The organism is Hahella chejuensis KCTC 2396 (assembly GCF_000012985.1).
In the GTDB taxonomy this organism is placed as follows: Bacteria; Pseudomonadota; Gammaproteobacteria; order Pseudomonadales; family Oleiphilaceae; genus Hahella; species Hahella chejuensis.
Window position 1 is genome coordinate 5,062,262 of the sequence record NC_007645.1, and the last position, 25,478, is coordinate 5,087,739.

General features: G+C 55.1%; 22 protein-coding genes. 8 read left to right on the forward strand and 14 right to left on the reverse strand.

The annotated features are described in order from the left end of the window. Positions 1-17: 17 nt before the first annotated feature. From HCH_RS22135 to fabR, 4 genes are all read left to right on the forward strand, one after another. Complete coding sequence (locus HCH_RS22135; RefSeq protein ID WP_011398687.1) at positions 18-1,976, forward strand: response regulator; 1,959 nt, start codon at positions 18-20, stop codon at positions 1,974-1,976. A 242-nt stretch (positions 1,977-2,218) separates the two neighbouring features. Next, positions 2,219-2,659 carry a ferritin-like domain-containing protein gene (locus tag HCH_RS22140; protein ID WP_041599848.1) on the forward strand — a complete coding sequence of 147 codons (441 nt, stop codon included), beginning with the start codon at positions 2,219-2,221 and terminating at the stop codon, positions 2,657-2,659. 117 nt (positions 2,660-2,776) lie between these two features. Further along, positions 2,777-3,895 (forward strand): HD-GYP domain-containing protein, encoded by a 1,119-nt coding sequence (locus HCH_RS32660; RefSeq protein ID WP_011398689.1) that lies wholly within the window; start codon positions 2,777-2,779, stop codon positions 3,893-3,895. Positions 3,896-3,965: 70 nt separating this feature from the next. Continuing rightward, positions 3,966-4,589, forward strand: a complete 624-nt coding sequence (gene fabR / locus HCH_RS22150; RefSeq protein WP_011398690.1) for an HTH-type transcriptional repressor FabR — start codon at positions 3,966-3,968, stop codon at positions 4,587-4,589. Between the two features lie 30 nt (positions 4,590-4,619). Here the strand turns inward: fabR and HCH_RS22155 are convergent, their stop codons facing one another. The 7 genes from HCH_RS22155 to guaB all read right to left on the reverse strand — a co-directional run bounded on the left by HCH_RS22155 (position 4,620) and on the right by guaB (position 13,324). Next, positions 4,620-5,045: an HIT domain-containing protein gene (locus tag HCH_RS22155; RefSeq protein ID WP_011398691.1), complete on the reverse strand. Its 426-nt coding sequence runs from the start codon at positions 5,043-5,045 to the stop codon at positions 4,620-4,622. Between the two features lie 22 nt (positions 5,046-5,067). Continuing rightward, a complete protein-coding gene (locus tag HCH_RS22160) occupies positions 5,068-6,417 on the reverse strand; it encodes a UDP-glucose dehydrogenase family protein (protein WP_011398692.1) in 1,350 nt (449 codons plus the stop codon). A gap of 25 nt (positions 6,418-6,442) precedes the next feature. Continuing rightward, complete coding sequence (gene galE, locus HCH_RS22165) at positions 6,443-7,432, reverse strand: UDP-glucose 4-epimerase GalE (RefSeq protein ID WP_011398693.1); 990 nt, start codon at positions 7,430-7,432, stop codon at positions 6,443-6,445. Positions 7,433-7,475: 43 nt separating this feature from the next. Continuing rightward, positions 7,476-8,000 carry a tRNA adenosine(34) deaminase TadA gene (gene tadA / locus HCH_RS22170; protein ID WP_049781057.1) on the reverse strand — a complete coding sequence of 175 codons (525 nt, stop codon included), beginning with the start codon at positions 7,998-8,000 and terminating at the stop codon, positions 7,476-7,478. Positions 8,001-8,077: 77 nt separating this feature from the next. Next, positions 8,078-9,955, reverse strand: coding sequence for an acyltransferase family protein (locus tag HCH_RS22175; protein WP_011398695.1), 1,878 nt, complete (start codon positions 9,953-9,955; stop codon positions 8,078-8,080). A gap of 134 nt (positions 9,956-10,089) precedes the next feature. Further along, positions 10,090-11,670: a glutamine-hydrolyzing GMP synthase gene (guaA, locus tag HCH_RS22180; protein ID WP_011398696.1), complete on the reverse strand. Its 1,581-nt coding sequence runs from the start codon at positions 11,668-11,670 to the stop codon at positions 10,090-10,092. Positions 11,671-11,854: 184 nt separating this feature from the next. Next, positions 11,855-13,324, reverse strand: a complete 1,470-nt coding sequence (gene guaB / locus HCH_RS22185) for an IMP dehydrogenase (RefSeq protein ID WP_011398697.1) — start codon at positions 13,322-13,324, stop codon at positions 11,855-11,857. 167 nt (positions 13,325-13,491) lie between these two features. Here guaB and xseA point away from each other — a divergent pair, with 167 nt between their 5' ends. Further along, positions 13,492-14,826 (forward strand): exodeoxyribonuclease VII large subunit, encoded by a 1,335-nt coding sequence (gene xseA / locus HCH_RS22190; protein ID WP_011398698.1) that lies wholly within the window; start codon positions 13,492-13,494, stop codon positions 14,824-14,826. A gap of 149 nt (positions 14,827-14,975) precedes the next feature. On the opposite strand, the gene HCH_RS22195 is transcribed toward xseA, so the two are convergent. From HCH_RS22195 to HCH_RS22205, 3 genes are all read right to left on the reverse strand, one after another. Further along, positions 14,976-15,410 (reverse strand): PaaI family thioesterase, encoded by a 435-nt coding sequence (locus HCH_RS22195; RefSeq protein WP_011398699.1) that lies wholly within the window; start codon positions 15,408-15,410, stop codon positions 14,976-14,978. A 2-nt stretch (positions 15,411-15,412) separates the two neighbouring features. Next, positions 15,413-15,904, reverse strand: a complete 492-nt coding sequence (locus HCH_RS22200) for a PaaI family thioesterase (protein WP_011398700.1) — start codon at positions 15,902-15,904, stop codon at positions 15,413-15,415. 140 nt (positions 15,905-16,044) lie between these two features. Further along, positions 16,045-16,758: a DUF599 domain-containing protein gene (locus HCH_RS22205; protein WP_011398701.1), complete on the reverse strand. Its 714-nt coding sequence runs from the start codon at positions 16,756-16,758 to the stop codon at positions 16,045-16,047. A gap of 139 nt (positions 16,759-16,897) precedes the next feature. On the opposite strand from HCH_RS22205, the gene HCH_RS22210 reads away from it, so the two are divergent. Continuing rightward, positions 16,898-18,376 (forward strand): M48 family metalloprotease, encoded by a 1,479-nt coding sequence (locus HCH_RS22210; protein WP_238384921.1) that lies wholly within the window; start codon positions 16,898-16,900, stop codon positions 18,374-18,376. Here HCH_RS22210 and HCH_RS22215 read toward each other — a convergent pair. The 4 genes from HCH_RS22215 to HCH_RS22230 are packed head-to-tail and all read right to left on the reverse strand — an operon-like array spanning position 18,373 to position 23,804. Further along, positions 18,373-19,317, reverse strand: a complete 945-nt coding sequence (locus HCH_RS22215; RefSeq protein WP_011398703.1) for an alpha/beta fold hydrolase — start codon at positions 19,315-19,317, stop codon at positions 18,373-18,375. The genes HCH_RS22210 and HCH_RS22215 overlap by 4 nt on opposite strands. Further along, positions 19,314-20,639, reverse strand: coding sequence for a hypothetical protein (locus HCH_RS22220; RefSeq protein WP_148212643.1), 1,326 nt, complete (start codon positions 20,637-20,639; stop codon positions 19,314-19,316). Before HCH_RS22220 ends, HCH_RS22215 begins: the two co-directional genes overlap by 4 nt. After that, positions 20,608-23,127, reverse strand: a complete 2,520-nt coding sequence (locus HCH_RS22225) for an ABC transporter permease (protein ID WP_011398705.1) — start codon at positions 23,125-23,127, stop codon at positions 20,608-20,610. Before HCH_RS22225 ends, HCH_RS22220 begins: the two co-directional genes overlap by 32 nt. Then, positions 23,127-23,804 carry an ABC transporter ATP-binding protein gene (locus HCH_RS22230; RefSeq protein ID WP_011398706.1) on the reverse strand — a complete coding sequence of 226 codons (678 nt, stop codon included), beginning with the start codon at positions 23,802-23,804 and terminating at the stop codon, positions 23,127-23,129. The genes HCH_RS22225 and HCH_RS22230 overlap by 1 nt, the downstream gene beginning before the upstream one ends. On the opposite strand from HCH_RS22230, the gene HCH_RS22235 reads away from it, so the two are divergent. Beyond that, positions 23,803-24,477 (forward strand): arylesterase, encoded by a 675-nt coding sequence (locus HCH_RS22235; RefSeq protein ID WP_083769813.1) that lies wholly within the window; start codon positions 23,803-23,805, stop codon positions 24,475-24,477. The genes HCH_RS22230 and HCH_RS22235 overlap by 2 nt on opposite strands. Positions 24,478-24,552: 75 nt before the next feature. Then, the gene (locus HCH_RS22240) at positions 24,553-25,476 is read left to right on the forward strand and encodes a hypothetical protein (protein ID WP_011398708.1); all 924 of its coding nucleotides are present in this window, start codon (positions 24,553-24,555) and stop codon (positions 25,474-25,476) included. Positions 25,477-25,478: the final 2 nt, after the last annotated feature.

Genomic DNA, 25,478 nt, shown 5'->3' on the forward strand with positions numbered 1-25,478 from the left:
TTGCACGGAAGGCGCGAATGACAGAGAACCAGACCAGCTTCCCCACGCCAATAAAGTTATTACTGGTGGAAGACGACGAAGATGATTACATCATCGCCAAGGATCTGCTGGAGCAGATTGCGCCCTCTCAGTTCGAGCTGGACTGGGCCTGCAACGCAGAAGTCGCTCGCACCGCCCTGGCCAGAGACGAGCACCACGTCTGTCTCATGGACTACCGGCTGGGACCGGACGACGGACTGAAGCTGCTGCGCGAAGCGCCGAAACTCGGCTTCCACGGCCCGATCATCATGCTTACCGGCCAGGATGACAGCCGCCTCGACGCCGATGCTCTCCGTGGCGGCGCTGTGGATTATCTAGTGAAATCCGACCTGAATTCCGCCCATTTGGCGAGGGCCATTCGTTATGCGTTGGCGCGCAGGGAGATGGAGACGGAGAGGCTGGTGAGACTGAAGGCGGAGGCGGAAAACCGCTCCAAAAGCGAGTTTCTGGCGCATCTCAGTCATGAGTTACGCACGCCGCTGACCGCAATTCTCGGTTATACGGAACTGCTCATCGCCCAGAACAGCATCCCGGATAACTTATCTCATTTACAGATCGTCCAGCGTAATGGGCAGCACCTGTTAAGCTTGCTCAACGATATTCTGGATATTTCCAAGATTGAAGCAGGCAAGCTCGAAATGGAGTTTGTGCGCGTTAACCTACAGACATATCTGGCCGACCTCTATTCTCTGATGGCGGTGTCCGCGCGGGATAAAAATCTGCAACTGCGATTCATTGCAGATATGCCTCTGCCGGAAAATATTGAGACTGACCCCATCCGCCTGCGCCAGGTCTTACTGAATCTGATCGGCAACGCCATCAAGTTCACCGAGCAGGGCGAAATCATCGTCCGGGTGCAGATGATCAAAGAGGAAGAACAGGAAAAAATCCAGTTCAAAGTAATTGATACCGGCCCTGGCATAAATCAAACCGACCAGAAACGCCTTTTCCAGCCATTCACCCAGGCATACGCCAATAGCATACGCCGTAGTGAGGGCGCTGGGCTGGGGTTAGCCATCAGTCGTCAGTTGGCGCAACGCCTCGGAGGAGATATTCGGCTGAGCAGCCAGCCGGGAAAAGGCAGTGAGTTCACCGCCATTGTGAAACCCGGCCCTTTGGGAGGCGTTAAGCGCATCCAGCCCGACCTGGAAACCGGAGGCGCGGAGCAGGCTCACGCCACACGCAAGCATCGAGTGCAGGGTCACATCTTGGTAGCCGATGACCTACAGGATATTCGCCACCTTATCGGCCACTTGGTGGAAAACGCCGGAGCGCAGGTCAGCTATGCGGAGAACGGCGCCGAAGCGGTGCGTATGGTGACCGATGCAGCTCAGTCGGACACGCCCATCGACTTAGTCATCATGGACATGCATATGCCGGTGCTGGATGGGCACTCCGCCACCCGCGAACTGCGCCGTCGAGGACACGAAATCCCAGTGCTGGCGCTGACTGCCGCCACGATGCGCGGAGAACGGGAACGCTGCCTGGCTAGTGGCTGTACGGATCACCTGAGCAAGCCGGTCAACATCAATCAGCTATTCACCCTGATCGAGCGTCATCTGTCGCACCCGCAAGTTAAAACGCCGACGTTATTACTGGTGGAGGATAACCCCGACGCCAGCGCCGCGACCGCCGCTCTGCTGGAACATCTGGGGTGGCGAGTGTTTTGCGCGGGAAACGGGGCGGAAGCGCTGGAGCTGGCGGAGCGAGTAAAACCTGCTGCAATCGTTTTGGATCTCAACCTACCAGATACCGACGGCTACACGCTAGCTCAAGAAATACGTGAGAAAGGGCTTCCAGACGCCCACCTTATCGCTTTGAGCGGCTGCGCGGAAGACAAAGGCCGTTCTGCAGAGGCGGGGTTTCGGCGCCACCTGATGAAGCCCGTATCCATGGGCGAACTCACAGCTGTCCTTCCCGCTAAAAACTCACTCTGAGGCTCCTGTTTTTTCCTTACTCCAGGCCGGCTTGTAAAAGCCACAACAAACCGGCCTCCCTTTTTTCTTATTTACACGACTTCTTTATTGTTATTTACCCCCAAGCTCAGATTAATCACAAAAAATATTTATTTTCAATAAGTTAACCGAAAAACCAAGCTTGGCACAGCTGTTGCTCCACCACTATCGAGATGCGGACAATCCGCAAGAAGTAGTGATAAGGAACACTGAGGAGATCAATGATGACTAAATCAGAAACAAACAGCTTGAGAGATCTGGTTAAGGTGCTTAACGACGGCATTGACTTCTATACGGAAGCCAAAGACAAAGTGAAGAGCAATGCGGTGCGCTTGGTGTTTGAGCGCATGTCAGCCATTCGCGAAGGCGCGGTAGGCCGGTTGCAGCCCTACATCGTCTTCGAAAAAGGCGAAAAAGAGACCGGACATACTCTTGGCGGCATTCTGCGTGAGCAATACGCCAAAATCCTTGCCTCTATCAAGGATAATTCAGAACACGTGTACATTGAGCAGCTGGAAGAAGTCGAGGATAAAACCCTGGAAAAAATCCGCGACGCCATCGAGGAAGTGAAGGCTCCCGGCGTTCAGGCCACACTGCAGGATATCTATCCAACCTTGAAGCGTTGTCACGACGAAATGAGCCGCCTGCAGCGCACCACTGCGTAACCCGCGCAGTGTTCCCATACTCGCCGCCGGGAGGCATAACTGCGCCCGTGCGGCGGGCAATAACCGATTTTGTGGCTATACTTCAAAGTATGACTGTATCCATGCTGGTAATAAGATATGGCCCAACCATCCCCTCTCCCCTATTTTCCTGCAACCACTCTCAGGCCAGACATACTGTCGGACTTGCGTGAAAGTTTCGAAAAAAATCTGGTAGAGCTGGAAGCCACACCCAATGACGCCTCACTGATCGCTCGACTCTGCGCGAATTATGAAGCCATCGCACAGGAAATAAAATTTGCGGAAATCGAGCTAGGATCATTGATGCAAGGCGTTTACACCATCATGGCCGGCATTGCCGACAAGCAACTGATCTTCCGTCCGGAAATCAGTGACTTGCTATTGCTGGCGATGGAGCGCATACAGGTTTGCGCCGTCGCTATCGATAGCGGCAGTTTCGAAAACATCCAAATGGTGGAGAACGCCAGAATCAGCGATCTCCTCTGCCAACTCCCCAAGACGGTCGCGAACGGTCGCAATGAGGCCATGCAGGAGCTTCTGGCGCTACTCGCCCCGGAAGTCAGCGCGCAAAGCGCGGGACGCAGTGCGAATGACGTTTATTCCGAGCTGCTGGCGTTGTGGCGCAAGTACGATGTCCACACCAACGCAGACCTGCTGTTCTTCCTTAGTCTCGCTACGCCAGCCGAAGCGCGATCTCGATTTTGGCTGGGTAAAAATCGACGAGTCCTATTACTGGCTCTGGCAATGAACCGGCATGCACGCGAGCCAGTGGACCCCGCTCAGCTTAGCGCCGCCGCTCTGGTTCATGACATAGGCATGTCCTTTCTTCCCCTGGATATCCTGCACAAGAGCAGCAGTCTCTCCGAGTCCGAGGACCATAGCATTCATAAACATACCGGCGTGGGTAGCGCCCTGTTGATCAACATGCCTGAGTGGCAAGAGTCACGCCGGATTATTGACCAACATCATGAGCATGTCAGCGGCAAGGGCTACCCTATCGGACTGCGGGACCGTGAAATCTGCGACGGAGCAAAAATCATCGCCATCGCCGACGCTTTCGAAGCGATTTCTCATCCCCGTATCTATTCCAGTCGCTTTAAACGGCCTTTTATCAGAGCAGTGCTGGAAATCAACAGCCGCTCCGGCAGCCAGTTCTCACAAAAATGGGTGGATGTGTTCAACGCCGTCATCAGACCACTGAAATACGAGTTATACTAACCCGCCTTTAATAAGCCGCACTCCTGTCCTGGGTGCGGCGCTTGTCTACCGTCCAGCCAGGATTTTTCTATTGACCACGAGAGCCCAACAAAAAGAGCGCACCCGTCAGGCGTTAATGAACGCCGCCCTGCAACAACTTGGCCCAGACCGCAACTTCGCCAGCCTCAGCCTGAGAGAAGTCGCACGCGAAGCAGGCATCGCTCCTACCTCTTTTTATCGCCATTTCAATGACCTGGAGGAACTTGGCCTGGCTCTGGTGGACGAAGCGGGCATCACCCTGCGCCGATTAATGCGGCAAGCGCGCAAAAGAGTCGCCAAGAAAGGGGGGCTGGTGGAAACTTCCATCGATACTTTTTTTGAATATCTGAACTCCAACGCCAACCTGTTTCGTTTGCTGCTGCGGGAAAAAAGCGGCGTTTCTTTGCGCTTTCGCACAGCCATCAAAGCGGAGACCGACCATTTCATCACTGAACTGGCGGCGGACTTGAGCCGATTTGGGGAAAATGGCGGCGCGCCATTACGGGACCCGAAAGCAGTCGCCGATGCACTGGTGGTGCTGGTGTTTAACTGCGGCTCAGAAGGTTTGGACGCCGATGCGGCGGAAAGAAAGCAACTGAAGCTAAAACTGTCCAGTCAACTACGTATGGTATTGAGAGGCGACCTTGATCGGAAAAGAAGCCCGGAACCACTATGACAAGCAGTCCGGGCGGGTGATTTCAGCGACTCAATCAGTGATGGCGATCAGCGGGCTAAGCGCCGCGTGAATCTTCTGTTTAAGCGCCTGCGCGTCCTGCTCTGAATAAGGCTGCGCCGGGCTCACGCCCCAAACCGGCTTCGGCCAGGCTGCATCCGTGGGAAAGCGAACGATATGGTGAAGATGCAGCTGCGGAACCATGTTGCCCAAAGCCGCTACATTCAACTTATGTCCATCGAACAGCGCCATCAGCGTCTTGCCGACTGTCGCCGACTCGCGCGTCAACTGATCTTGCGCCTCGCGGTCCAACTCATAGGCCTCGCGAACGCCTTCCACTCTCGGAACCAGAATGCACCAGGGGTACTGGCCGTCATTCATCAACAACAGGCGGCACAGAGGCAAATCGCCGATCACTATTGTGTCTTGCGCCAACTGCGCGTGCAGCTCAAAACTCACAGCGTTTCTCCTTTAACTGAATTCAGGCTTCCACGCCCTTGCTGATACTTAACCCACGACCAATGCCGTAATACTGTATGCCTTTACGCTGCACGCGCTCAGGGTCATACAGGTTGCGGCCATCGAAAATCACAGGCTCTTTCAGCGCGCTGACAATGTAGCTGAAATCCGGGGAGCGGAACTCCTTCCACTCTGTACAGATAATCAATGCGTCCGCGCCTTTCAGGGCCTGCTCTTTGGTGCCGCACAACATCAGTTCGTCTTTATCGGAGTAAATACGCTGGGTCTCCTCCATCGCTTTCGGGTCAAACGCCTGCACTTTCGCGCCAGCCGCCCACAGCGACTCCATCAAAACACGACTGGACGCTTCCCGCATATCATCCGTATTGGGTTTGAACGCCAACCCCCACAGCGCGAACGTGCGTCCCGCCAATTTGCCATTGAAGTGCTCGCTGAGTTTACGGAACAACACATGCTTTTGGGAGTCGTTCACGGACTCTACCGAAGACAGCAGCTTCGCGTCGTAAGCCACGTCTTTGGCGGTGCGCACGAGCGCCTTGACGTCTTTCGGGAAACAGGAGCCGCCATAACCGCAGCCAGGATAAATGAAGTGGTACCCGATACGAGGATCAGAGCCTATGCCTTTACGCACCTGTTCAATATCCGCACCAAGCAGCTCCGACAGATTGGCGATCTCATTCATGAAACTGATCTTGGTGGCCAACATGGCGTTAGCGGCATACTTAGTCAACTCCGCCGAACGCACGTCCATCACCACCATTCTGTCGTGATTGCGGTTAAATGGCTCGTAAGCCTCTCGCATCAGGCTGACCGCGCGCTCACTTTGCGCTCCCACGACAATGCGATCCGGCTTCATAAAGTCGCCCACCGCATCGCCTTCCTTCAAGAACTCAGGATTGGAGACGACGTCAAATTCCAGCGAGAGCCCGCGACCAGCCAGCTCTGCGCTGATAGCGGCGTGAACTTTATCGCCAGTACCCACCGGCACTGTGGATTTGTCCACGACCACTTTGTAATCTTGCATGTGACGTCCAATAGTACGCGCCACTGTCAGCACATATTGCAAATCCGCAGAGCCATCTTCATCCGGCGGAGTGCCGACAGCAATAAACTGTATGTCGCCAAACGCCACGGCTTCTTCTGCGTTTGTGGTGAATGACAGGCGTCCCGCCTCCACATTCAGCTTCACGATGGGCTCAAGCCCTGGTTCATAGATTGGAATCAAACCGTTCTTCAGGTTCTGGATCTTCTTTTCGTCCACGTCAACGCAGAGCACCTGATGCCCGACGTCCGCCAGACAGGCGCCCGTCACCAAGCCTACGTATCCGGTGCCGAAGATGGCTATTTTCATCAGTACAAGTTCCTAATGTTTAGATTCAAGACTCTTTTTGCTTTTTCTGCCAGACTGCTTCCCAATTCAAAGCGGACTTAACGATGACGCTCAGATCATCATGATCGGGCTTCCAGCCCAGGACAGATTTGATCTTATCGTTCATCGCCACCAGCGCGTCAGGATCGCCTGCGCGACGGGCAACTTCCTCAACGGGGAAGTCTTTTCCGGATTCCGCTTTCACCACATCAATCACTTCTTTCACTGTGAAGCCGCGTCCATAGCCACAGTTGAATATATTGGAGCCGCCGCCAGCTTTCATATGGTCCAGCGCCATGACATGCGCCTTGGCCAGGTCATCCACGTGAATGTAATCACGGATGCAGGTGCCATCGCGGGTATCATAGTCCGTGCCGAACACTTTCATACCTGCGCGGACGCCCTGCACGCACTCACAAGCCACTTTAATCAAGTGAGTCGCTTCCGGCGTCGCCTGGCCGATGCGGCTCTCCAGGTCAGCGCCCGCTACATTGAAGTAGCGCAGAATGGTGTAGTTCAGGTCCGTCGCGAACGCCAGGTCCTGAATCATGCGCTCACTCATCATCTTGGAAGCGCCGTAGGGATTAATCGGCATTAATGGGGTTTCTTCAGTAATCATCGTGTTCTCCGGCATGCCATAGACTGCCGCCGTGGAAGAGAACACCAAGTAAGGAACCTTGTGCTTCTGAATCGCGCCCAACAGATTGAGCGTATTACGGGTATTGTTGCTGTAGTACTTAAGTGGATTTTCTACCGACTCCGGCACCACAATGTTCGCGGCGAAGTGCAACACCGCCTCAAACCGCCCTTTCTCGAACACCGCATCCAGCGCGTCTGTATCCGCCAGGTCCGCCTGCACCAGTTCGCCGTAAGTGACAGCCCAGGGGTGGCCGGTGGACAGGTTGTCGTACACCACGATGTCATGCCCGGCTTCGCCCAGTTGACGCACTACGTGACTGCCGATATAGCCGGCTCCGCCTGTAACTAATACTTTCATTAATGCATATCCTTAAATATTTTCATTGAGGTTAGCTGAATTCTTAAGATGATGGCTGCTGCTTCCGTCGCTCGTCTTTAGCTTCGGAACGCCGACGCTGGAAAAAACCGCTGAGAAGTTGCGAACAAGGTTGTTCCAGCACGCCGCCGCTCCATTCCAGTTTCCAATTAAAATTATGCTCATCCAGCAGGCGGCTGCTACTGCATACGGCGCCGGCTTTGTGTTCATAGGCGCCAAACACCAGTCTGGATACGCGCGCATGCACCAGCGCGCCGAGACACATGACGCAGGGCTCCAGCGTCACATACAACGTGGAGCCCGGCAAGCGGTAATTCCCCGCTACCGCGGAGGCTTTACGAATCGCGCTGATTTCCGCATGTGCGGTGGGGTCGTGACTGCGGATAGGCTGATTCCACCCTTCCCCCAGCACCTGACCGTCCCGCACCAGAATGGCGCCCACCGGCACCTCATCATAAGCCAGCGCTTGCGCAGCCAGGCCAAGCGCCCGCCGCATCCAGTATTCGTCCTCATCCGGCTGACCGGGAAGCGAATCAAAACCGTCCTGCATATTACTCTTTCAACTTTGCAAAACTATTCATAGCGTCATTCTCATCAGAATTAGCTGACGCATATTGCCGACACTTGCTAATTTAAAATATCGCCAATTAAATTACGAGCAAGATACTCAGAACCAGAGCGGGATGCATGCCCCCAGTCCACGTACGCGACATTTGTTAACTTTTTCGCGGCGTCAGAAAAGCCGATAAGACACATATCGGAAGTAGCGTCTTTTTGACATAGCACATTCCTCGCGCTCGCATAACGAAAGCTAAACCTTGTAGATAACGTAGACAATGCTGAGTCTATTTCAGGCAACGTATTTGCTTTAGCATAAACTTTTCCATCCAGAGTAGAAATTAGCTCTCCTTTCCTAACTACCTTATACACATCAACCTTCCAACGAGGAACATTACCAATTACGATAACTTTCGACTGAGGCGATGCAGACTGAATAGATTTAAAACTATCCACAACGACGCTCTCGAACTCCTCAGAACTTAAAGGATAGTCTGGGTGCAACCAGGCAGCATGCAACACAATAACCCTATACTTATTTTTTCGAATGTGATCAAGCACGCTCAAGTTAACATCATTACATGTCTTTCTATGGTGCAGCACAGGCAAATTAAACAGTGGGGGACACCCCGACTGTGTAAGTTGAGTAAACCCAATTGATTTTCCCGTTAATATCTCCCTCAACCCAATAGAAAGAGAGGCGGCATGGCTATCCCCCCATAGCAATACGTCTTGAGTTGGAGAAAAACAAACTTCATCATGCTTAGTTTCACCATCTCCCTGAAGCAAACAGTGATGCTGCCTTACAGCCGCGCCCCAATCTTTATAAACATCAGGAACCGCGATGCTTGACTGCCAGCCAAACGCAAGAAAAAAACTTAGCAAAAGCAATGACGAAGAAGTAGCCAGTATTGAACGGGAAGAGGGAAGGAATCTTCTTTCTCTAAATGGTTTCTCTATATATTTCAAAGAAAAATACGAAAGCCCCAGTGTCAGTGCTATAGCAAGACAGCTTTCAAAAGAGGTTATTTCCTCTATTTTCCGGTGCCTCATGAAAGCCAGAATGGGTTGATGCCACAGGTATGCGCTATACGAAAGAAGCCCAATCGCCACCACAAATTTTTGACTCAAAATTTTCCACGCAACAGTGCCCTCGGAAGCAAAAACAATCACCAAAGCCGTACCTATCGTAGGAACGAGAGTATATAGGCTTGGCGTCGGTGTGGTAGAGTCAAATAAAAACAACGGAGCTACTATTAATAGTATGCCCAACAAACTGAAGCCCTGCTGAAAAGCAGTTTGCACTCCCCTGTCGCGTCTCATATAGAAAGCACAAAAAACACCAATCAGAAGTTCCCAACCACGGGTAGGCAATAGATAAAAAGCAGCAGTCGGTTTGTGGTACGCCCCCCAATGGGCCATTCCCAAACTAGATAGAAAACCAATAGCCAACACAACTAAAACTACTTTTTTCCCAAATCGCCAGGTAAACATCAGAAGCAAAGGAAATATGATGTAATACTGCTCCTCAACAGCCAAACTCCACGTATGAAGAAGGGGCTTCATTTCCGCAGAACTATCAAAGTACCCACTTTCACTCCAAAACAGGATGTTAGAGGAGAAAGTAGCGACAGCCATTATGCTTTTAGCAAAGTCTTTCATATCTCCTTGCATTAGCAAAAGCCAAGCAAACGGAATACAAGTCAAAATCACAAAAAACAACGCGGGCAATATTCTCCGCGCCCGCCGTTCATAAAACTTAACAAGACTGAACTTCCCCTCTTCCATTTCATTGATGATAATCGTTGTTATTAAAAAGCCACTAATAACGAAGAAAACATCAACACCAACGAATCCTCCTTTAAATAATTCAAATCCTGCATGAAATAAAATTACAGGGACGACAGCAAGGGCTCGCAAGCCGTCGATTTCGGCACGATACTTCAAGGAAAGCTCCTCTTTGAGGTTATATTTTAATAATAGTTATTATGTTTGGCGCTTAGCCTTAATCGAAGGGGAAAGGGTTGAAGGGACTGAGCAAGCTAAAGCCTCTTACGAGGCCATAACTTGCTCAAACAAAACTACTCCCACTCAATAGTAGCAGGCGGTTTGGACGAAACGTCGTAAACCACTCGTGATACGCCGGAAATCTCATTAATAATACGATTGGAGATCTTTTCCAATAGTTCATAAGGCAGATGCGCCCAGCGTGCAGTCATGAAATCGATGGTTTCTACGGCTCTCAGCGCGATGACGTATTCATAGCGACGGGCGTCGCCCACCACACCGACAGACTTAACCGGCAGGAATACTGCAAACGCCTGCGACACCTTGTGATACAACTCCGCGCGATGCAGTTCTTCTATGAAAATCGCATCCGCTTCACGCAGGATGTCCGCATATTCTTTTTTCACTTCGCCTAGAATGCGCACGCCCAGTCCCGGCCCCGGGAAAGGATGGCGATACACCATGTCATACGGCAGTCCCAGCTCCAGTCCGATCTTACGGACTTCGTCCTTGAACAGTTCGCGCAGCGGCTCAACCAGTTGCATTTCCATGTCTTCCGGTAACCCGCCAACATTGTGGTGGGATTTTATGACATGGGCTTTACCGGTTTTCGCGGCGGCGGACTCGATAACATCCGGGTAGATAGTGCCCTGCGCCAACCACTTCACGTCCTTGATTTTGGCCGCTTCCGCATCAAACACTTCGATAAAGGTGTGGCCGATGATCTTACGCTTGCGCTCGGGATCGTTTTCTCCCGCCAGCTTGCTCAAAAACTGATCCTGCGCATTGGCGCGCACGACTTTGATGCCCATGTTCTTGGCGAACATGTCCATAACCTGATCGCCTTCATGCAGGCGCAGCAGGCCATTATCCACAAACACGCAGGTCAGCTGATCGCCGATGGCGCGATGCAGCAGCGCCGCAACCACTGAGGAGTCCACGCCGCCGGATAGACCCAACAGCACTTTGTCCTGCCCTACTTGATTACGCACCTGGGTGATGGCGTCTTCAATGATGCGTCCCGGCGTCCACAGTTGCTTACATCCGCAGATATTCACCAGGAAGCGCTCCAGCATGCGACGCCCCTGCAGAGTGTGGGTGACTTCCGGATGGAACTGCACGCCAAACCAGGGCTTGCTCTCATGCTGCATAGCGGCGATAGGCGCGCTAGGCGTAGAAGCGCTGATCACAAAGCCTTCCGGCAAAGCCACCACTTTATCGCCGTGACTCATCCAGACGTCCAGCAGGGGCTTGCCGTCTTCAGCCACATGATCTTTGATATTTTCAAATAAACCGTCTTCGGAGCGCTCGATCTTCACCTGCGCATAGCCGAACTCCCGCACATTCGAGCCTGCAACCTTGCCTCCCATCTGCTCCGCCATGGTCTGCATGCCATAGCAAATGCCCAACAGAGGCAGATCCATGTTGAACAGGCATTCCGGCGCGCGCGGTGAGCCCAGTTCTGTCACGGACTCGGGACCGCCAGCCAGGATCACGCCTTTCGGGTTGAACTCGCGAATATCCGCTTCGCTCATGTCGAAGGGGTAAATTTCGCAGTAAACGCCGATTTCGCGAACCCGGCGAGCAATCAACTGCGTGTATTGAGAACCGAAATCCAGGATCAAAATACGATGGGAATGAATATTTTCGGACATTCGAAGCCTTCCTCAGACAGAAACAAGGGCGGGGCCTTTCAGCCCCGCCATAGTTTAAAAACATCTTTTCGGCGCCAGCCGATATTACTAGGCGCCGCAGCGCCCAACCTCGACACGCGACCCGTTTTAGGGGCCGCGCCTGACAAGAATTGCCTAAGCGCCATCATCAACCCGAGCGTTCCTATCAGCCGGAACGATAGTTCGGCGCTTCCTTGGTGATCGTCACGTCGTGAACGTGGCTCTCATGGATGCCGGCGTTAGTAATGCGGGTGAACTGGGGCTTGGTGCGCATTTCTTCAATGGTTGCACAACCGGTGTAGCCCATGGAGGAACGCAGACCGCCCATCAGCTGGTGCACCACATTGGTCAGTGGGCCTTTGCTGGCGACGCGCCCTTCAATACCTTCCGGCACCAGTTTCTCAACGCCGGAGCTGGCGTCCTGGAAATAGCGGTCGCTGGAACCCTGGCTTTGCGCCATGGCGCCCAGAGACCCCATACCACGATAGGCTTTGTAGCTACGGCCTTGATACAGTTCTACTTCACCAGGAGATTCATCCGTTCCCGCCAACAGGCCGCCAACCATAACGCTGGAGGCGCCAGCGGCGATTGCCTTGGCGATATCGCCGGAGAAGCGGATGCCGCCGTCTGCGATCAAGGGGACGCCGCTGTCTTTCAGCGCCGCCGCCACATTTGCAATGGCTGACATTTGCGGTACGCCGATACCTGCAACGATACGGGTAGTACAGATAGAGCCGGGACCAATGCCCACTTTAACGCCGTCTGCGCCGGCTTCCACCAGCGCCAGCGCCGCTTCGCCGGTGGCGATGTTACCGCCGATAACCTGTACTTCAGGGAAATGAGTCTTCACCCAACGCACGCGATTCAACACGCCGCGGGAGTGACCGTGCGCGGTATCGACCACGATGACGTCTACGCCGGCGGCGGCCAATGCGGCGATACGCTCGTCAGTGCCTTCGCCAGTGCCAACAGCAGCGCCGACGCGCAAACGCCCTTGCTCGTCCTTGGATGCGCGCGGGTAGTCCTGCGCTTTCTGAATATCTTTCAGCGTGATCAAGCCCTTCAGCTCGAACTCGTTGTTCACCACCAACACTTTTTCGATACGGTGGCGGTGCAGCAGGTTCTTCACCGTTTCCATGTCGTAACCTTCGGTGACGGTGACCAGCTTCTCTTTCGGCGTCATCAGTTCCTGAACTTTCTTGTTCAGGTTGTTTTCAAAACGGATGTCGCGACCGGTGATAATGCCCACCAGATCCTTACCATCCACCACCGGCAGACCAGAAATATTATTGGCCATGGTGATGGCGCGGACTTCACTGACCGTGTTGCTCGGTGAAACAGTGATGGGGTCTTTCACCACACCACTTTCAAATTTCTTCACCATGCGCACTTCCGCCGCTTGCTGCTCAATCGTCATATTCTTATGAATGATGCCGATGCCGCCTTCCTGCGCCAATGCGATAGCCAAACGGGCTTCCGTTACGGTATCCATGGCGGCGGAGACAAGGGGGAGATTGATCGTGATGTCGCGGGTAAGTCGGGTAGTCAGGCTGACGTCTTTGGGCAGGACTTCAGAATAACCGGGAATGAGGAGAACGTCGTCGAAGGTTAGCGCTTCTTGAGCTATGCGCAGCATATGAATCGCCTTTTTGCTTGCAAATAAGTTAATCGGACTATTATAAATTTTAAGGCATAATCAGTAAACTTACGGACTTCCCTAATACCCGCATTTCTCTAAGAAATTCTGTTTTTCCTCTTCAAACAGGCAAAACAACCCACAGAGTTGGATAAAAATACAGCATAATGAGCGAACTCAGCCCCCATTCTCCCTTCTCCGTCACCGAATTGAACCGCCAAGTGCGCCGACTTTTGGAAGTCAGCTTCATGCAGGTCTGGGTGACGGGTGAAATTTCCAACTTCAGCTGCCCCAGCTCAGGACATTGGTACTTCTCACTAAAGGACGACAAAGCCCAGGTGCGTTGCGCCATGTTCCGCAATCGCAATATGTTTGTGAAGCAGCGCCCCCGGGATGGCGAGGCGGTTACTTTACGCGCAAAGGTCAGTCTTTATGAAGGACGCGGTGAGTTTCAGTTGATTGCTGAGAGCATGGAACTGGCGGGGGAAGGCGAACTGCGGCGCGCGTTTGAGGAGCTGAAACTCAAGCTGTCTCGTGAAGGGCTATTTGAGGAGAGCCGCAAGCGTCCGTTACCAGCCATGCCCAAGCAAGTCGGCGTGATCACTTCTCCGACCGGCGCGGCCGTACGCGACATTCTCACTGTATTGGAGAGACGCTTCCCCGCCATTCCAGTGCTATTATTTCCGGTCCCGGTTCAAGGCAAAGAAGCCGGACCCGCGATTGTCGCCGCGATAGCAAGCGCCAACCGGCTGAATTGCTGCGACGTATTGATCGTCGGTCGCGGCGGCGGCTCATTAGAGGACTTATGGGCCTTCAACGAGGAGCCTGTGGCCCGCGCCATCGCCGCGAGCGCCATTCCTGTCGTCAGCGCCGTCGGCCATGAAACCGACATCACCATCGCCGATCTGGTCGCCGATCTGCGCGCGCCTACGCCTTCCGCCGCCGCGGAAAAAGTAAGTCCGGATCAAGCTGAGTGGAAACATCGCTTCCTGATCTACGAACAAAGGCTCGACGCCGCCGCGCAGCGCCTGTTGCGACAGGAAGGGTTGCGACTTAATCAACTCAGGGGGCGACTCAAACACCCCGGCCGTCGCCTGCAGGAGTCAGCCCAGCGTCTGGACGATCTGGAGGTGCGTCTGCATCGGCAGGCGCAAAACCTGCTATCCGTCCGGCGTAATCAATTGACGCATCTACGTGACCGCCTGCTGGCGTCCAGTCCCCGGCAATCCTTAAAAAACCGCTACGCCACGGTGGACGCCCTCAATCACCGCTTGCAGACCGCTGTCCTGTCCGTGTTAAGGCACAAGTCTCAGCATTTCGCCAAGCTGTGTGGGCACATGGAGGCGGTCAGCCCCATCGCCACCCTGGCGCGAGGATACGCCATCGTATCCGACGAAAATGGCCAGATTATTCGCAGCGAGAAAGAGGTGCGCACGGGACAGAAAGTCAAAGCCCGTCTCAGCGACGGTGAAATTCATTGTGAAGTGGTCGCCTCCGTCTAGCAGAAAAGTCCTTAACCGGCGGAATGCAGCAACCTCGTCGACAAGTAAGACAAGATCCACGCAAAAAGAAAGCGCTAGAAGCGCTATATCTATATATAAGGAGAGTAGAGAAAAGCCGTAGGCAAGGACCCACGGCTCTACAAAGCGGCTCAGCCGAGCAAAAAATGCGCCCGAGCCAATGCGATAGGGTCTTTACGCTTTTTCTGCCAGGCGCTGACGCTGACATTGGCGACCCGATTGCCGCGACGAGTCAGTTTGCATTCCGCATAGGTCTCCTGATACAGACCCGCACGCAGATAGTCCAAAGAAAAGTCGACAATACGTGGAAAGGTGTCGATTTCCAGGAAAATCGCCAGATGGAAGGCGGCGGACAGCTCCATGAACCCACCAATCACACCACCGTGAATCGCCGGCAAAATAGGATTCCCCAGATTCTGCTCACGTTTGGGCAGGATAAACACCACTTCGTTACCGAAGCGTTCGCAACGCACGCCCAACGTGCTGGCGTAGGGAATCAGCTCCAGAAGCTTGTTGTAGTCGCCGCTACGATGCGCCTGGGCGACGTGTTGCTGTAAAGACTCCATGATTACTTCCTGCCCTCGATCTTTTCCCAGAACCAATCGGGGGACGCATCACGCCCAATCCGCATGAACGTGGCGACGCAGTTGGCCACCGTCGTGTCCGGGCCCCGTTGAAAGGCTTCACAGCGAGTGAAAACGATCGTACCGGTCACCCGATAACAACGGGCGCGTGCGAAGACAGTTTTGCCGGGCTGCGCCGGACGCATATAGTCTACCCGCAGATCCAGAGTGGGGCACAGCTCCAGCTCCGGCAGGCAACACAAGACGCTGCCGCCTGAGGCGGTATCCATCAATGTAGTGATGGCCCCGCCATGAATGACGCCCGTATCGGTGTCGCCGACAATATGTTCGCTATAGGGCAGTTCCAGCTCCAGACCATCTGCATTGGCGCAGGTGACCTTGACGCCAAGTTCTCGGCATTGATTAAGGCTATCCAGAAACCTCGATACCCGGCCGAAACGAAGCTCATCGTTCTCCCAGGGTTCGTACTGCTGCATGTTTCAGTTATCCGTCGCTATTTAAATTGAATGAGCTACCTGCGCAACGACGCCCGGATTTCATCAATTCCAGACATCAATGACGCAGAAGTAATTCAACCGCGGCGACGTCACACGCAAATATCGTCGACGCTCCGCGATTACTCGTTCCCCGCCGCTGCATCCTCAAAGGTTTTACCGGCGCGCAACGCTTTAAGGGCGCGGGACCGGAACTCCCGTTGAAACAGGATGGCCACCACGGCGCTGGTTATCGCCATGAACAATAGCGGATGGATAAACCAGGTCAACACGGCGAGTCCGTAATAGTATGAACGCAAACCCAGGTTAAAAGAATCCCCGGCCAGATTCGCCACCCTGGCGGCGGTCTTGGCCAGCGCCTCGCGAGCGCCGGAGCTGACCTTATCTTCATAGGTCAACGGGGCGCTGCTGATCAGCACCCCGCAGAAGTTGTATTGGCGCATGGACCAGGTGAATTTAAAAAAGGAGTACACAAACACCGCGCACAGCACCACCAGTTTGAGTTCCCACATAAACTTTCCCGTTTGCGCGATATAGGGTAGATCACTAAAGACGGACATGGCTTTGTCCGTATACCCTATAGCCGTGATCAAACCCGCCAGGATCAACAGGCTGCTGGAGGCGAAAAAAGCGCCATTGCGCTCCAGATTGCCGACCACGGAGGCGTCGGCGATGCGCGCGTCGCGCATCAGCGTGCGGCGCATCCAGTCGGCGCGATACAAATCCAATGTATTGGATAAGCAGGGCCGGGTTTTGGCGCGGTGTTCCGAATAATAGGTGTAACCGACGCAATTCAATAAAAACCAGACGAGAGCAATATAATCCAGTAGATTCATAACACCTTAATCGTTAGATACGTTGATACTATTTTTGACCATTTTTTGTAGAAATTCATTTAGACGCTTGGAGAAGAGAATGCTACGCCTCTTTACTTGTAGCCTGTGCTTAATCTTGATCCTGCTGCAAGGGTGCAGCGTGAACCCGGTCACTGGCAAACGCGAAATCATGATCATCAGCGAGCAGCAGGAGATGAGCCTGGGACAAGAGCAATACCAGCCCGCTCAGCAATCCCAGGGCGGGCTGTATTATCTTGATCCAGAGCTGACCTTCTATGTGCGCCAAGTCGGTGAAAAGCTCGCCAAAGTCAGCGACCGCCCCGATCTGCCCTACGAATTCGTCGTACTCAATAATTCCGTTCCCAACGCCTGGGCGTTGCCCTCCGGCAAGATCGCCATCAACCGCGGGCTGTTGGCGAAACTGGATGACGAGGCGCAACTGGCCGCCGTGCTCGGTCACGAAATCGTTCACGCCGCCGCCCGTCACAGCGCCAAGCGCATGCAGTCAAATTTGCTCATATCAGCCGGCGTGGCTGGCTTGGGTCTGGCGCTGGACAACCAGGACTATCGCGACATTCTGGTGGGCGGAGCCGCCATGGCGGTAGCGAAATATGGGCGGGATCATGAGTTGGAGTCCGACCACTATGGCATGCAATACATGGCCGCCGCCGGTTATGACACCCAGGCGGCGGTGGAGTTGCAGCAACTGTTCATGAAACTTTCCGAGGGGCAATCACAGAATTGGCTGGAAGGATTATTCGCCTCACACCCGCCCTCCCCTGAGCGCGTGGAGGAAAACCGCCGTACAGCCCTGACGCTGCCCCAGTCGAACTATCGCGGCGAAGACGCCTTTATGAGAGCGACGGCTCGCCTGCGAAAAACCGTACCCGCCTATGATGCTTACGACAAGGGCGTAAAAGCGCTGAAAGCAGGCGACGACGACAAAGCGCTGCAGCTGGCCAATCAGGCCATCAAACTGGAATCGGAAGAGGCGATGTTTTACTCCCTGCGCGGCGATATCTATAAAAAGCAGAACAAAGAATCCGCGGCCTTAAAAGAATACGACAAAGCGGTGTCGCTTAATCCGGAATACTTCGCCCACCCTCTCAAGCGCGGCCTGACCTACAAAGAGTTGGGCGACAGCGCCAAAGCCGCGCAGGACCTGCGCCGGGCCAATGACTTGCTACCGACTTCCGTCGCCAATCTGGCGCTGGGAGATATCGAAGCGCAAAGCAATAACTCCGCCGCAGCCATCAGCCACTACAGCGCCGCCGCTGAAGCCTCCGGGGCTTATGGCCAGGAAGCCAGACAAAAGCTATCGCGTTTGGACCTGCCCAAAAACCCCGAACGCTATTTGCAAATTCAGACTCTGAAGGACAAACAAGGCCGCGCTTTCATTACCTATAGCAATCAAAGCGCATTAGAGGTGAATAATATTGTGGTCGAAGTCGCCCTGATAAACGCCAGCGGCTGGGTCATGAAGCAGAACACCCTCACCTTGGGCGCCGCCGGCCCCGGCCAGCAAGCCAAGCCCGTATTCTGCGCCATAGCGACAGAGGCGGCGCAGCGCAAGGACTTATCGCTGCTCACCCGCCTGCAAAGCTATCGTTTGCGCTAACCCGCAGCGGACGCCGCCAGCGCCATAATATGCGTGAAGGCGGCGTCCGGATCTTCCTGCATAAAGCAATGCCCGCCAGGAAGGGTCTGCAACCGTACGTTGGGGTTTATCGACGCCGCCCGCTGCGCTGATTTCACCACGAAAGGGTATGTGCTCTCTCCATAAATAATCGCCATAGGCCGCCGCGCTTTTTTAATGGAAGGCCACAACTTCTCCGGAAAAGTCGCAAACACCGCCGCTTCCAGACGGGGTGGGCACTTCAAGGCCACCCCCCGCTCCGTTTCCTGCAGCGCATGTTGGATATAAGCCTCCAACGCATCGTCGCGCCACCCTTTCAGCATGCCGCGCCCCTCAAAATACTTACGCGCCGCCGCCATATCATCCCAGCCATCGCGTCGATTTTCCGCCCGCGCCGCCAAGGGATTTGGCGCGCGTAATCGCAGCCAGCGATAGGCGGTCAGCGCTCGCAACATGGTTGGCGTGAAGTAAACCGGGTCCAGCGCCACCACCTGATCAAACGCATCCTGGTGGGCGGCGGCGATCAGCGTGGTCAATACGCCGCCAAAGCTGTGTCCCACACCTAACGCAGGAACCGCGCCATAATCCGCACGAAAACGCCGCCAGGCGGCGTAGGCGGTTTCCGCCGTTGCATTCCAGCCGCGAAATGCGTCGCCAGCGTCGCTGTCGCCGTGCCCCTGCGCATCGCTAAGAAACAGGTCGTAATGCTCGGCGAGCAGGCGTAACAACGGCTCGTAGGTCAACCCACAAAAACCGTTGCCGTGCATGAAGTGCAAGACCGGTTTGCCCGAGGGGCGGCTGCGCCAGCCTCGAATCGTCATTCCCGGCTCAGCGGCGTATTCCCAGGGAATCAACTTCATCAACAGAGACTCCGGCGGCGAATTTCTTACATCGGCCATACCAGAGAGTGAGGCTTGACTCATACTTCGTCCTTATCCTCTATATCGTTCATCAAAGCGTATACTTGCTCGTCATGATCACAGTGAATACTGGGGTACAGATTATCCCGCCACCAGTGTATCCATTTAAGTGTCTGAAATCCGTCGAACCAGCAGTGAAAGTGGCGACGAAAGGCTTGCTCAGTGGAGGATTGCGCAGCAAAACGGCGCACCGCCCCGGCAATAGCGAACGCCTCCAGAGCGCTACCCGCCAAATCTTCCCGTCCGGTATAAGCGCCCAGCTCCGAGGAGATATCAGCCAGCGCCGCTTCCGGCTGCTCCCGCAGACGCCATAGCGCCGTTACAGATTGCAGAAGTATGCGCAAGCACTGGTAGGTCGCCGGGTGATAAAAAAACACCGCCCCATCGCCTTCCAACGCCTTTTGCAACGCGGGTCCGGTGCCAAAGGGAACCCGGCGGCTGAGCCGCCCGCTTAAAACGATATCGCCGCCTTTTGTCTGCATTATCGGCCCAAGCTTGGCGAGCTTGTTCAGCAAATAAAAATCCTCCGCCGCCGCCCGTAATGGCATGCCGCGCACCATGGCGTAGGCGTCCGTGCGACAAGCCAGGGTGCTGCCGATAGTGTGGAAGGCGTAGGGAGACCCCGCTTTCTGCAAGCCCGCCACGTAGTATCGCAGCTTACTTTCATAGAGTTGCATCAATAGCTGCTGTCTGGCGTCGCCTTCGCCACGGTGACGAAAAGGGTGAACCAGCGCCACGGCGTCACCAGCCTGCTGCGGCGCTTGCTCGAAATAATCGGAGGGGAGTTCGGCGTCAGCGTCAGTGAAATGAATCCACGGGGTTTGCAGATAGCCCGCCACGACCAAAGCCAAAGCGATGTCGCCGCCTATTTTTCGGGCCAGCCCCACCCCTGACTCTTTGGGAATCAAGGCTTCCTCGGCGCATCGATCCACCAGAAGAATTGAGCGCCCGGCAGTCTCCACCAACTGCAAATTGGCGCGACGCCACAACGTGCGACCTTCGTTTTGGGCTTGTCGCAAACACTCCCGAGTCGTCGCCAATGCATCCGCTTCCGCGGACACAGGCGCATTGATTACCCAGATTTGCAGGCAGTCAGTCTTGGTTAGAGCCTCTGCAACACGCTTAAGCCTTTGATAGTCCTCCGCGAATGCAGGAATGACCAAAGCGGCGCGCCACCGCTCCTCAATCCCCTCAAACCCTTGGCTTTCCGCTTCCGCATACTCACGCAGATACTTATCTACCGCTTTATTAGGCCTGTACGCCCGAGCAACCGCCTCCGCCATCGACGCCAGCCTACTCCACAAAGCCAGATTGCAAGGTCGCATGAGGCGGAGCCAACAGAGCGCCCCGCAAACACCAGTATGCATACGCCGCGGTCGCGCCGGCGCTGATTAACGGCGCCAGCAACCACAGCTCCCAGTGCAGGCTAAAAGGCAGCTCAAATAAGCGATATTGCAGGAAGCCCGCTATGCTTTCCGCCACGATGACGCCCATGACGCCGGCGAAAGCGCCGATCAGACTAAACTCGCCTACAGTCGCGCCGATCACGACGCGCCGGTGCGCGCCCAGCGCTCGAAACAACGCTGTTTCCGCACGCCGGGAGGGGGCCTCGCGCGCCAGTAAAGACGCCACCACCAACAGCGCCGCCGCAAAAATCAGCGCCAACAGCGCCTCAATCGCCAGCGACACCTGCGCGATCACTTCACGCACTTTCACGACAAATTGATCCAGTTCCAGCACAGATACCGTGGGAAACTGTCGATTGACCCGATTCACCATTTCAGTCTTGTTATCGCCCAGATAAGCGCTGGTCAGATAGGTGGCGGCGAAGCTATCCAGCGCGCCAGGCGCGAAAGCCATGTAGAAGTTGGGCTTGAGGCTGTCCCATTGCACACTGCGAATGCTCTGCACTTTCGATTCCAGCACGGAGCCGCCGATCTGGAAAGTCAGGGCATCTCCCAGCTTTACGTCGAGACGCTGCGCCAATTGGCTTTCGATGGAGACGCCAGGGACACTGACGGCCACGCTCGACGACGCGTCCCACCAGGAGCCGCGCACGATGCGATTATCTTCGGGCAATTCCGCCATCCAGGTAAGATTAAGCTCCCGGTTCAGCGCGCCAACCTCTCTCTCCTTGCTCACCACTGTACGCACAGGATCGCCGTTGATGTGGGTCAGGCGACCCCGCACCATCGGGTACAGTGGCGCCGCAGCAATCTGGTTTTGCTCGAACAGCGTTTGCATCGGCTCCACTTCATAAGGAGCGATGTTAATGAAGAAATGATTGGGCGCGTTTTCTGGAATTTGCGCCCGCCAGTTGTCTACCAACTCCGTCCGCACCAGAAATAACGTCAGCAGCAAAGCCCAGGCGCTGCCCAGCGCCAGTACGTGCGGCACCGTTGACCAGGGGCGACGCTTCAACTGATCGGCCCCTGCCCGCAGGGCGCCTGGCGTGACCGTGCGGCGCGGCGGACGCAGCTTCACCCACATTTTCATCAACCAGGCCGCTATGGCGATCATCGCCGCCAGTCCAATCAATACAGCAGCGACGATGGTTAGTTCACCGCTGTAGACCATCAATAACGCCGCAAATCCGACCAGGGCGGACAACATACGCGACTTAGAGAACCCGAGCATGCGCTGAAAGTCCGCATTGGCCGCCGCCTGACGCAGAATAAACATGGGCGGCTGTTTGGCCAGAGCCCGAAACACCGGCCAGGCGAACGCCGCCAGCACAATCGCCAACGTCAGCAACGGCAACCAGACCCAGTTCAGAGGCAGTGATTTCTGCAGCGGCGGCAGCATGTCGCCCATGGCCCATACCGCCCATTGCTCAAATAACAACCCGCACGCCAGCCCTAAAACCGAGGCGCTGGCGGCGGAAATCAACAGTAATGACGCAAAGCGCATACGTAACTGGCCACTGCGGCAGCCCAAGGTTTTCAGCAGAGCGACCGTGTCTTTTTGCTGTTGCGCGTAATACTGCGCCGTGACGGTGAGCGCCACCGCCGCCAGCAATACCCCCAATACGCCTCCCAGCAACAGGTAACGTTCCGCCCGCTCAATCGCCCGCGACACCGCCGGGCGACCGTCCTTGGCGGAGACAATCCGCTCAGAGGCCGTCAGTGAAGACGAGATGTCTGCGTTGAACTGCTCCAGCAGCCGCTCCTCCCCCGCCAGCAGAAGGCGATACTTCAATCGGCTTCCGGGCTGGGCCACTGCGGTGGCGGCGACATCCTCGTAGCTCATCAATACCCGCGGCGCCACGTTCATAAAGGAAAACGAAGGGTCGGGCTCTTTCGCCAGCAACCCGGTAATGGTCAACTGCTTACGGCCAACGCCGACCCTGTCTCCCAGCTCCACGCCCAGCAGGGAAAACAGTCTTGGCGCCAGCCAGACCTCACCTTGCGCCGGCCCATGATGAACCGTTTGCGCCGACGCGCCAGCCTGGGTCACCACGCCAACCTCGCCTTTCAGCGGATAACCTTTATCCACGGCTTTTACAGCCACCAGTTGAAACTGGTCGCCGTTATTCAGCATGGTGGAGAACTCCAGCGTAAACGCCGTCTCCAGGCCCAGTTTTTGCGCTTCATCCACCCAGGCGTCTGAGAGATCGCCTGAGCTCTCAATGACCTGATCGCCTCCCAGAAAGCGGGAAGCGCCGTCGTCGAATACGGCTTTCAAGCGACCGGTAAAAGCGGTGATCGACGCCACGGTCAGCACCGCGACGAACAACGCCAGCCATAACAGACGAAACGAGGGTTGCCGCCATTCTCGCAGCCAAAGTTGCAGCGGACGCATAGAGTTCATCATTACGCCATCTCCAGAACGCCCTGATCCAGGGCCAGAGATCGACCGCAGCGGCCTGCCAGTTCACGGTCGTGAGTAACCAGAATCAATGTCGTGGAATGCTGTTTATTCAGATCAAACAGCAGATCCATGATGTGCTGCCCGGTTTCCAGATCCAGATTGCCGGTAGGCTCATCCGCAAACAGAATATCCGGCTCCGTGGCGAAAGCTCTGGCTACGGCGACCCGCTGTTGCTCGCCTCCGGACAACTGGCGCGGGTAATGCCCCTCTCGCTCCAGCAACCCCACTCGGTCCAGCCAGTCCCGCGCCCGCTCGCGACTTTCCGCAACGCCGGCGAGATCCAGCGGCAACATCACATTTTCCAGAGCTGTCATGGTGGGAATGAGCTGAAAGGATTGAAAAACGAAACCGACATGTTGGGCGCGAATAGCGGCGCGACCGTCCTCATCCAGTTGCGCGAGATCCTTGCCCAGCATACGCACCTGACCGGCTGACGGCAGATCAAGGCCCGCCATGATGCTCAGCAGTGTGGTCTTGCCGGAGCCGGAGCGTCCGATAATCGCCAACGACTCCCCCACCTTGATTTGCAGATCGACGCCTTTCAATATATCCAAACGCCCGCTACCATTGGAGACACTTTTCGTAAGCGATTTAACCTCAAGCACATCAACCGAAGTCATGCCAGCAACCTCATTCCTCAATCTGTTTAAACGTCATGTCATCAAGTCCGTCTGGACTCTGTTTGCGCTCTGTTGCCTGATGGTAAGCCCTATCACACAGGCTGTCACAGATAAATCGCAACCAGTAAAAATTGTCGTGTTAGGGGACAGTCTCAGCGCCGCTTATGGCATCCCCCTGGAATCCGGCTGGATTACGCTGATGGAAAACGAGCTTAGCGCCACCTACCCCAACCTCACCCTGATCAACGCCAGCATTTCCGGCGAAACCACCGGCGGCGGCCGCGCCCGCCTGTCAGCGTTATTGAAGGAGCACAAACCGGATATCGTCCTTCTGGAACTGGGTGGTAACGATGGCCTGCGTGGTTTCCCCCTCAACATCATTAAAGACAACCTGGCGGCTATGCTGGATAGCATCGCTGACGCCGGCGCAAAGGCCATGCTGATCGGCATGCGCATTCCGCCCAATTATGGACCGGCTTATGCTGAAGGATTCCATCAGATCTACCAAGACCTGGCCAGTGAACAAAAAGTCACGTTAGTTCCCTTCCTGCTGGATAATGTCGCGCTTGATCCCAGTTTGATGCAGTCCGACGGGATTCACCCCAACGCCAAGGGCCAGCCGCAACTGGTGGAAAATGTATTGCCGCATTTAAATTCTCTGCTAAGTCATTGATCCAAGCGACGCTTATTTGCACTCTTTATAGCTATTGCTAGTCTTAAAGTAAGTCATACTATTGAGGCTGGCTATATGGTGACCCCGCGAATTCGTCCGGGATGGTTGTTGTGCCTGCTGGCGGCATGGGCATTCAGCGGCCATGTCGGCGCGGCGATAATCAATAACAACAACGTCTTCCAGATCAGCGAACAAATGCAGATCAAGGCCAAGCGTCTGATCGCCGCTCAGAACAAGTCTGTTGACGAATCTGACGCGCCGGTGTTTCAGGATAAGTTGCCCAATCAGGTCTATGCAAAGGCGCTGGACGCCTATGCGCAGATTCGTCAGTTGATGACGCTGAATAACCTTTCTCCCATCGAAGATAAACAGCTCCCCTTCCAGATTTTCAGACCTAAAGACGTATACGAGCTATTAGAACAAGCGGACCAGGGCCTCAACGCCATTTTGGAAACCAAGTCCATCAGTACGGAAGCGGAATTTGAACGCCCTTTGGGCAAGTCCGGCGCCGATGTCTATCAAAGCCTGTGGAAGCTCACCAATGTTTTATCCGTACTAGCCCCGCCGCCGGATATCGGCGATACGCAAAAACAATTCAAGCTGATCGAAGATGAGCTGAGGCTGCTGGCCCGTGCGCAGAACCTCAAATTTTCCGAGCCGCAAAAGGATCAGTACAGCGACAAGAGTATCCGTGACGTGATGCTGGCGCTGTACCAGGACTATCACCTGCTCGGCAGACTGCAGCGCAATCTGGAGGTGGAGCCCACCAGTCCGGAAGCCATCCCCAGCGGCGCCTTGACCGTGCTGGATGTTTACGACGGCGCGCGCAGCGTGCTGGCGGAGATCCACCGCATGAAAGCCGGCCTCAATATCGAACAGCGCAGCCCGGCGCCCGAGGGGGAAGCCAACGCCTCCCTGAACAGCCTGTATGCGCAAGCGAAAAAAATCCATGATTTGCTGATAAGCCTGCTGAGCGGTATGACCCCGGCGGGCCAATAGCG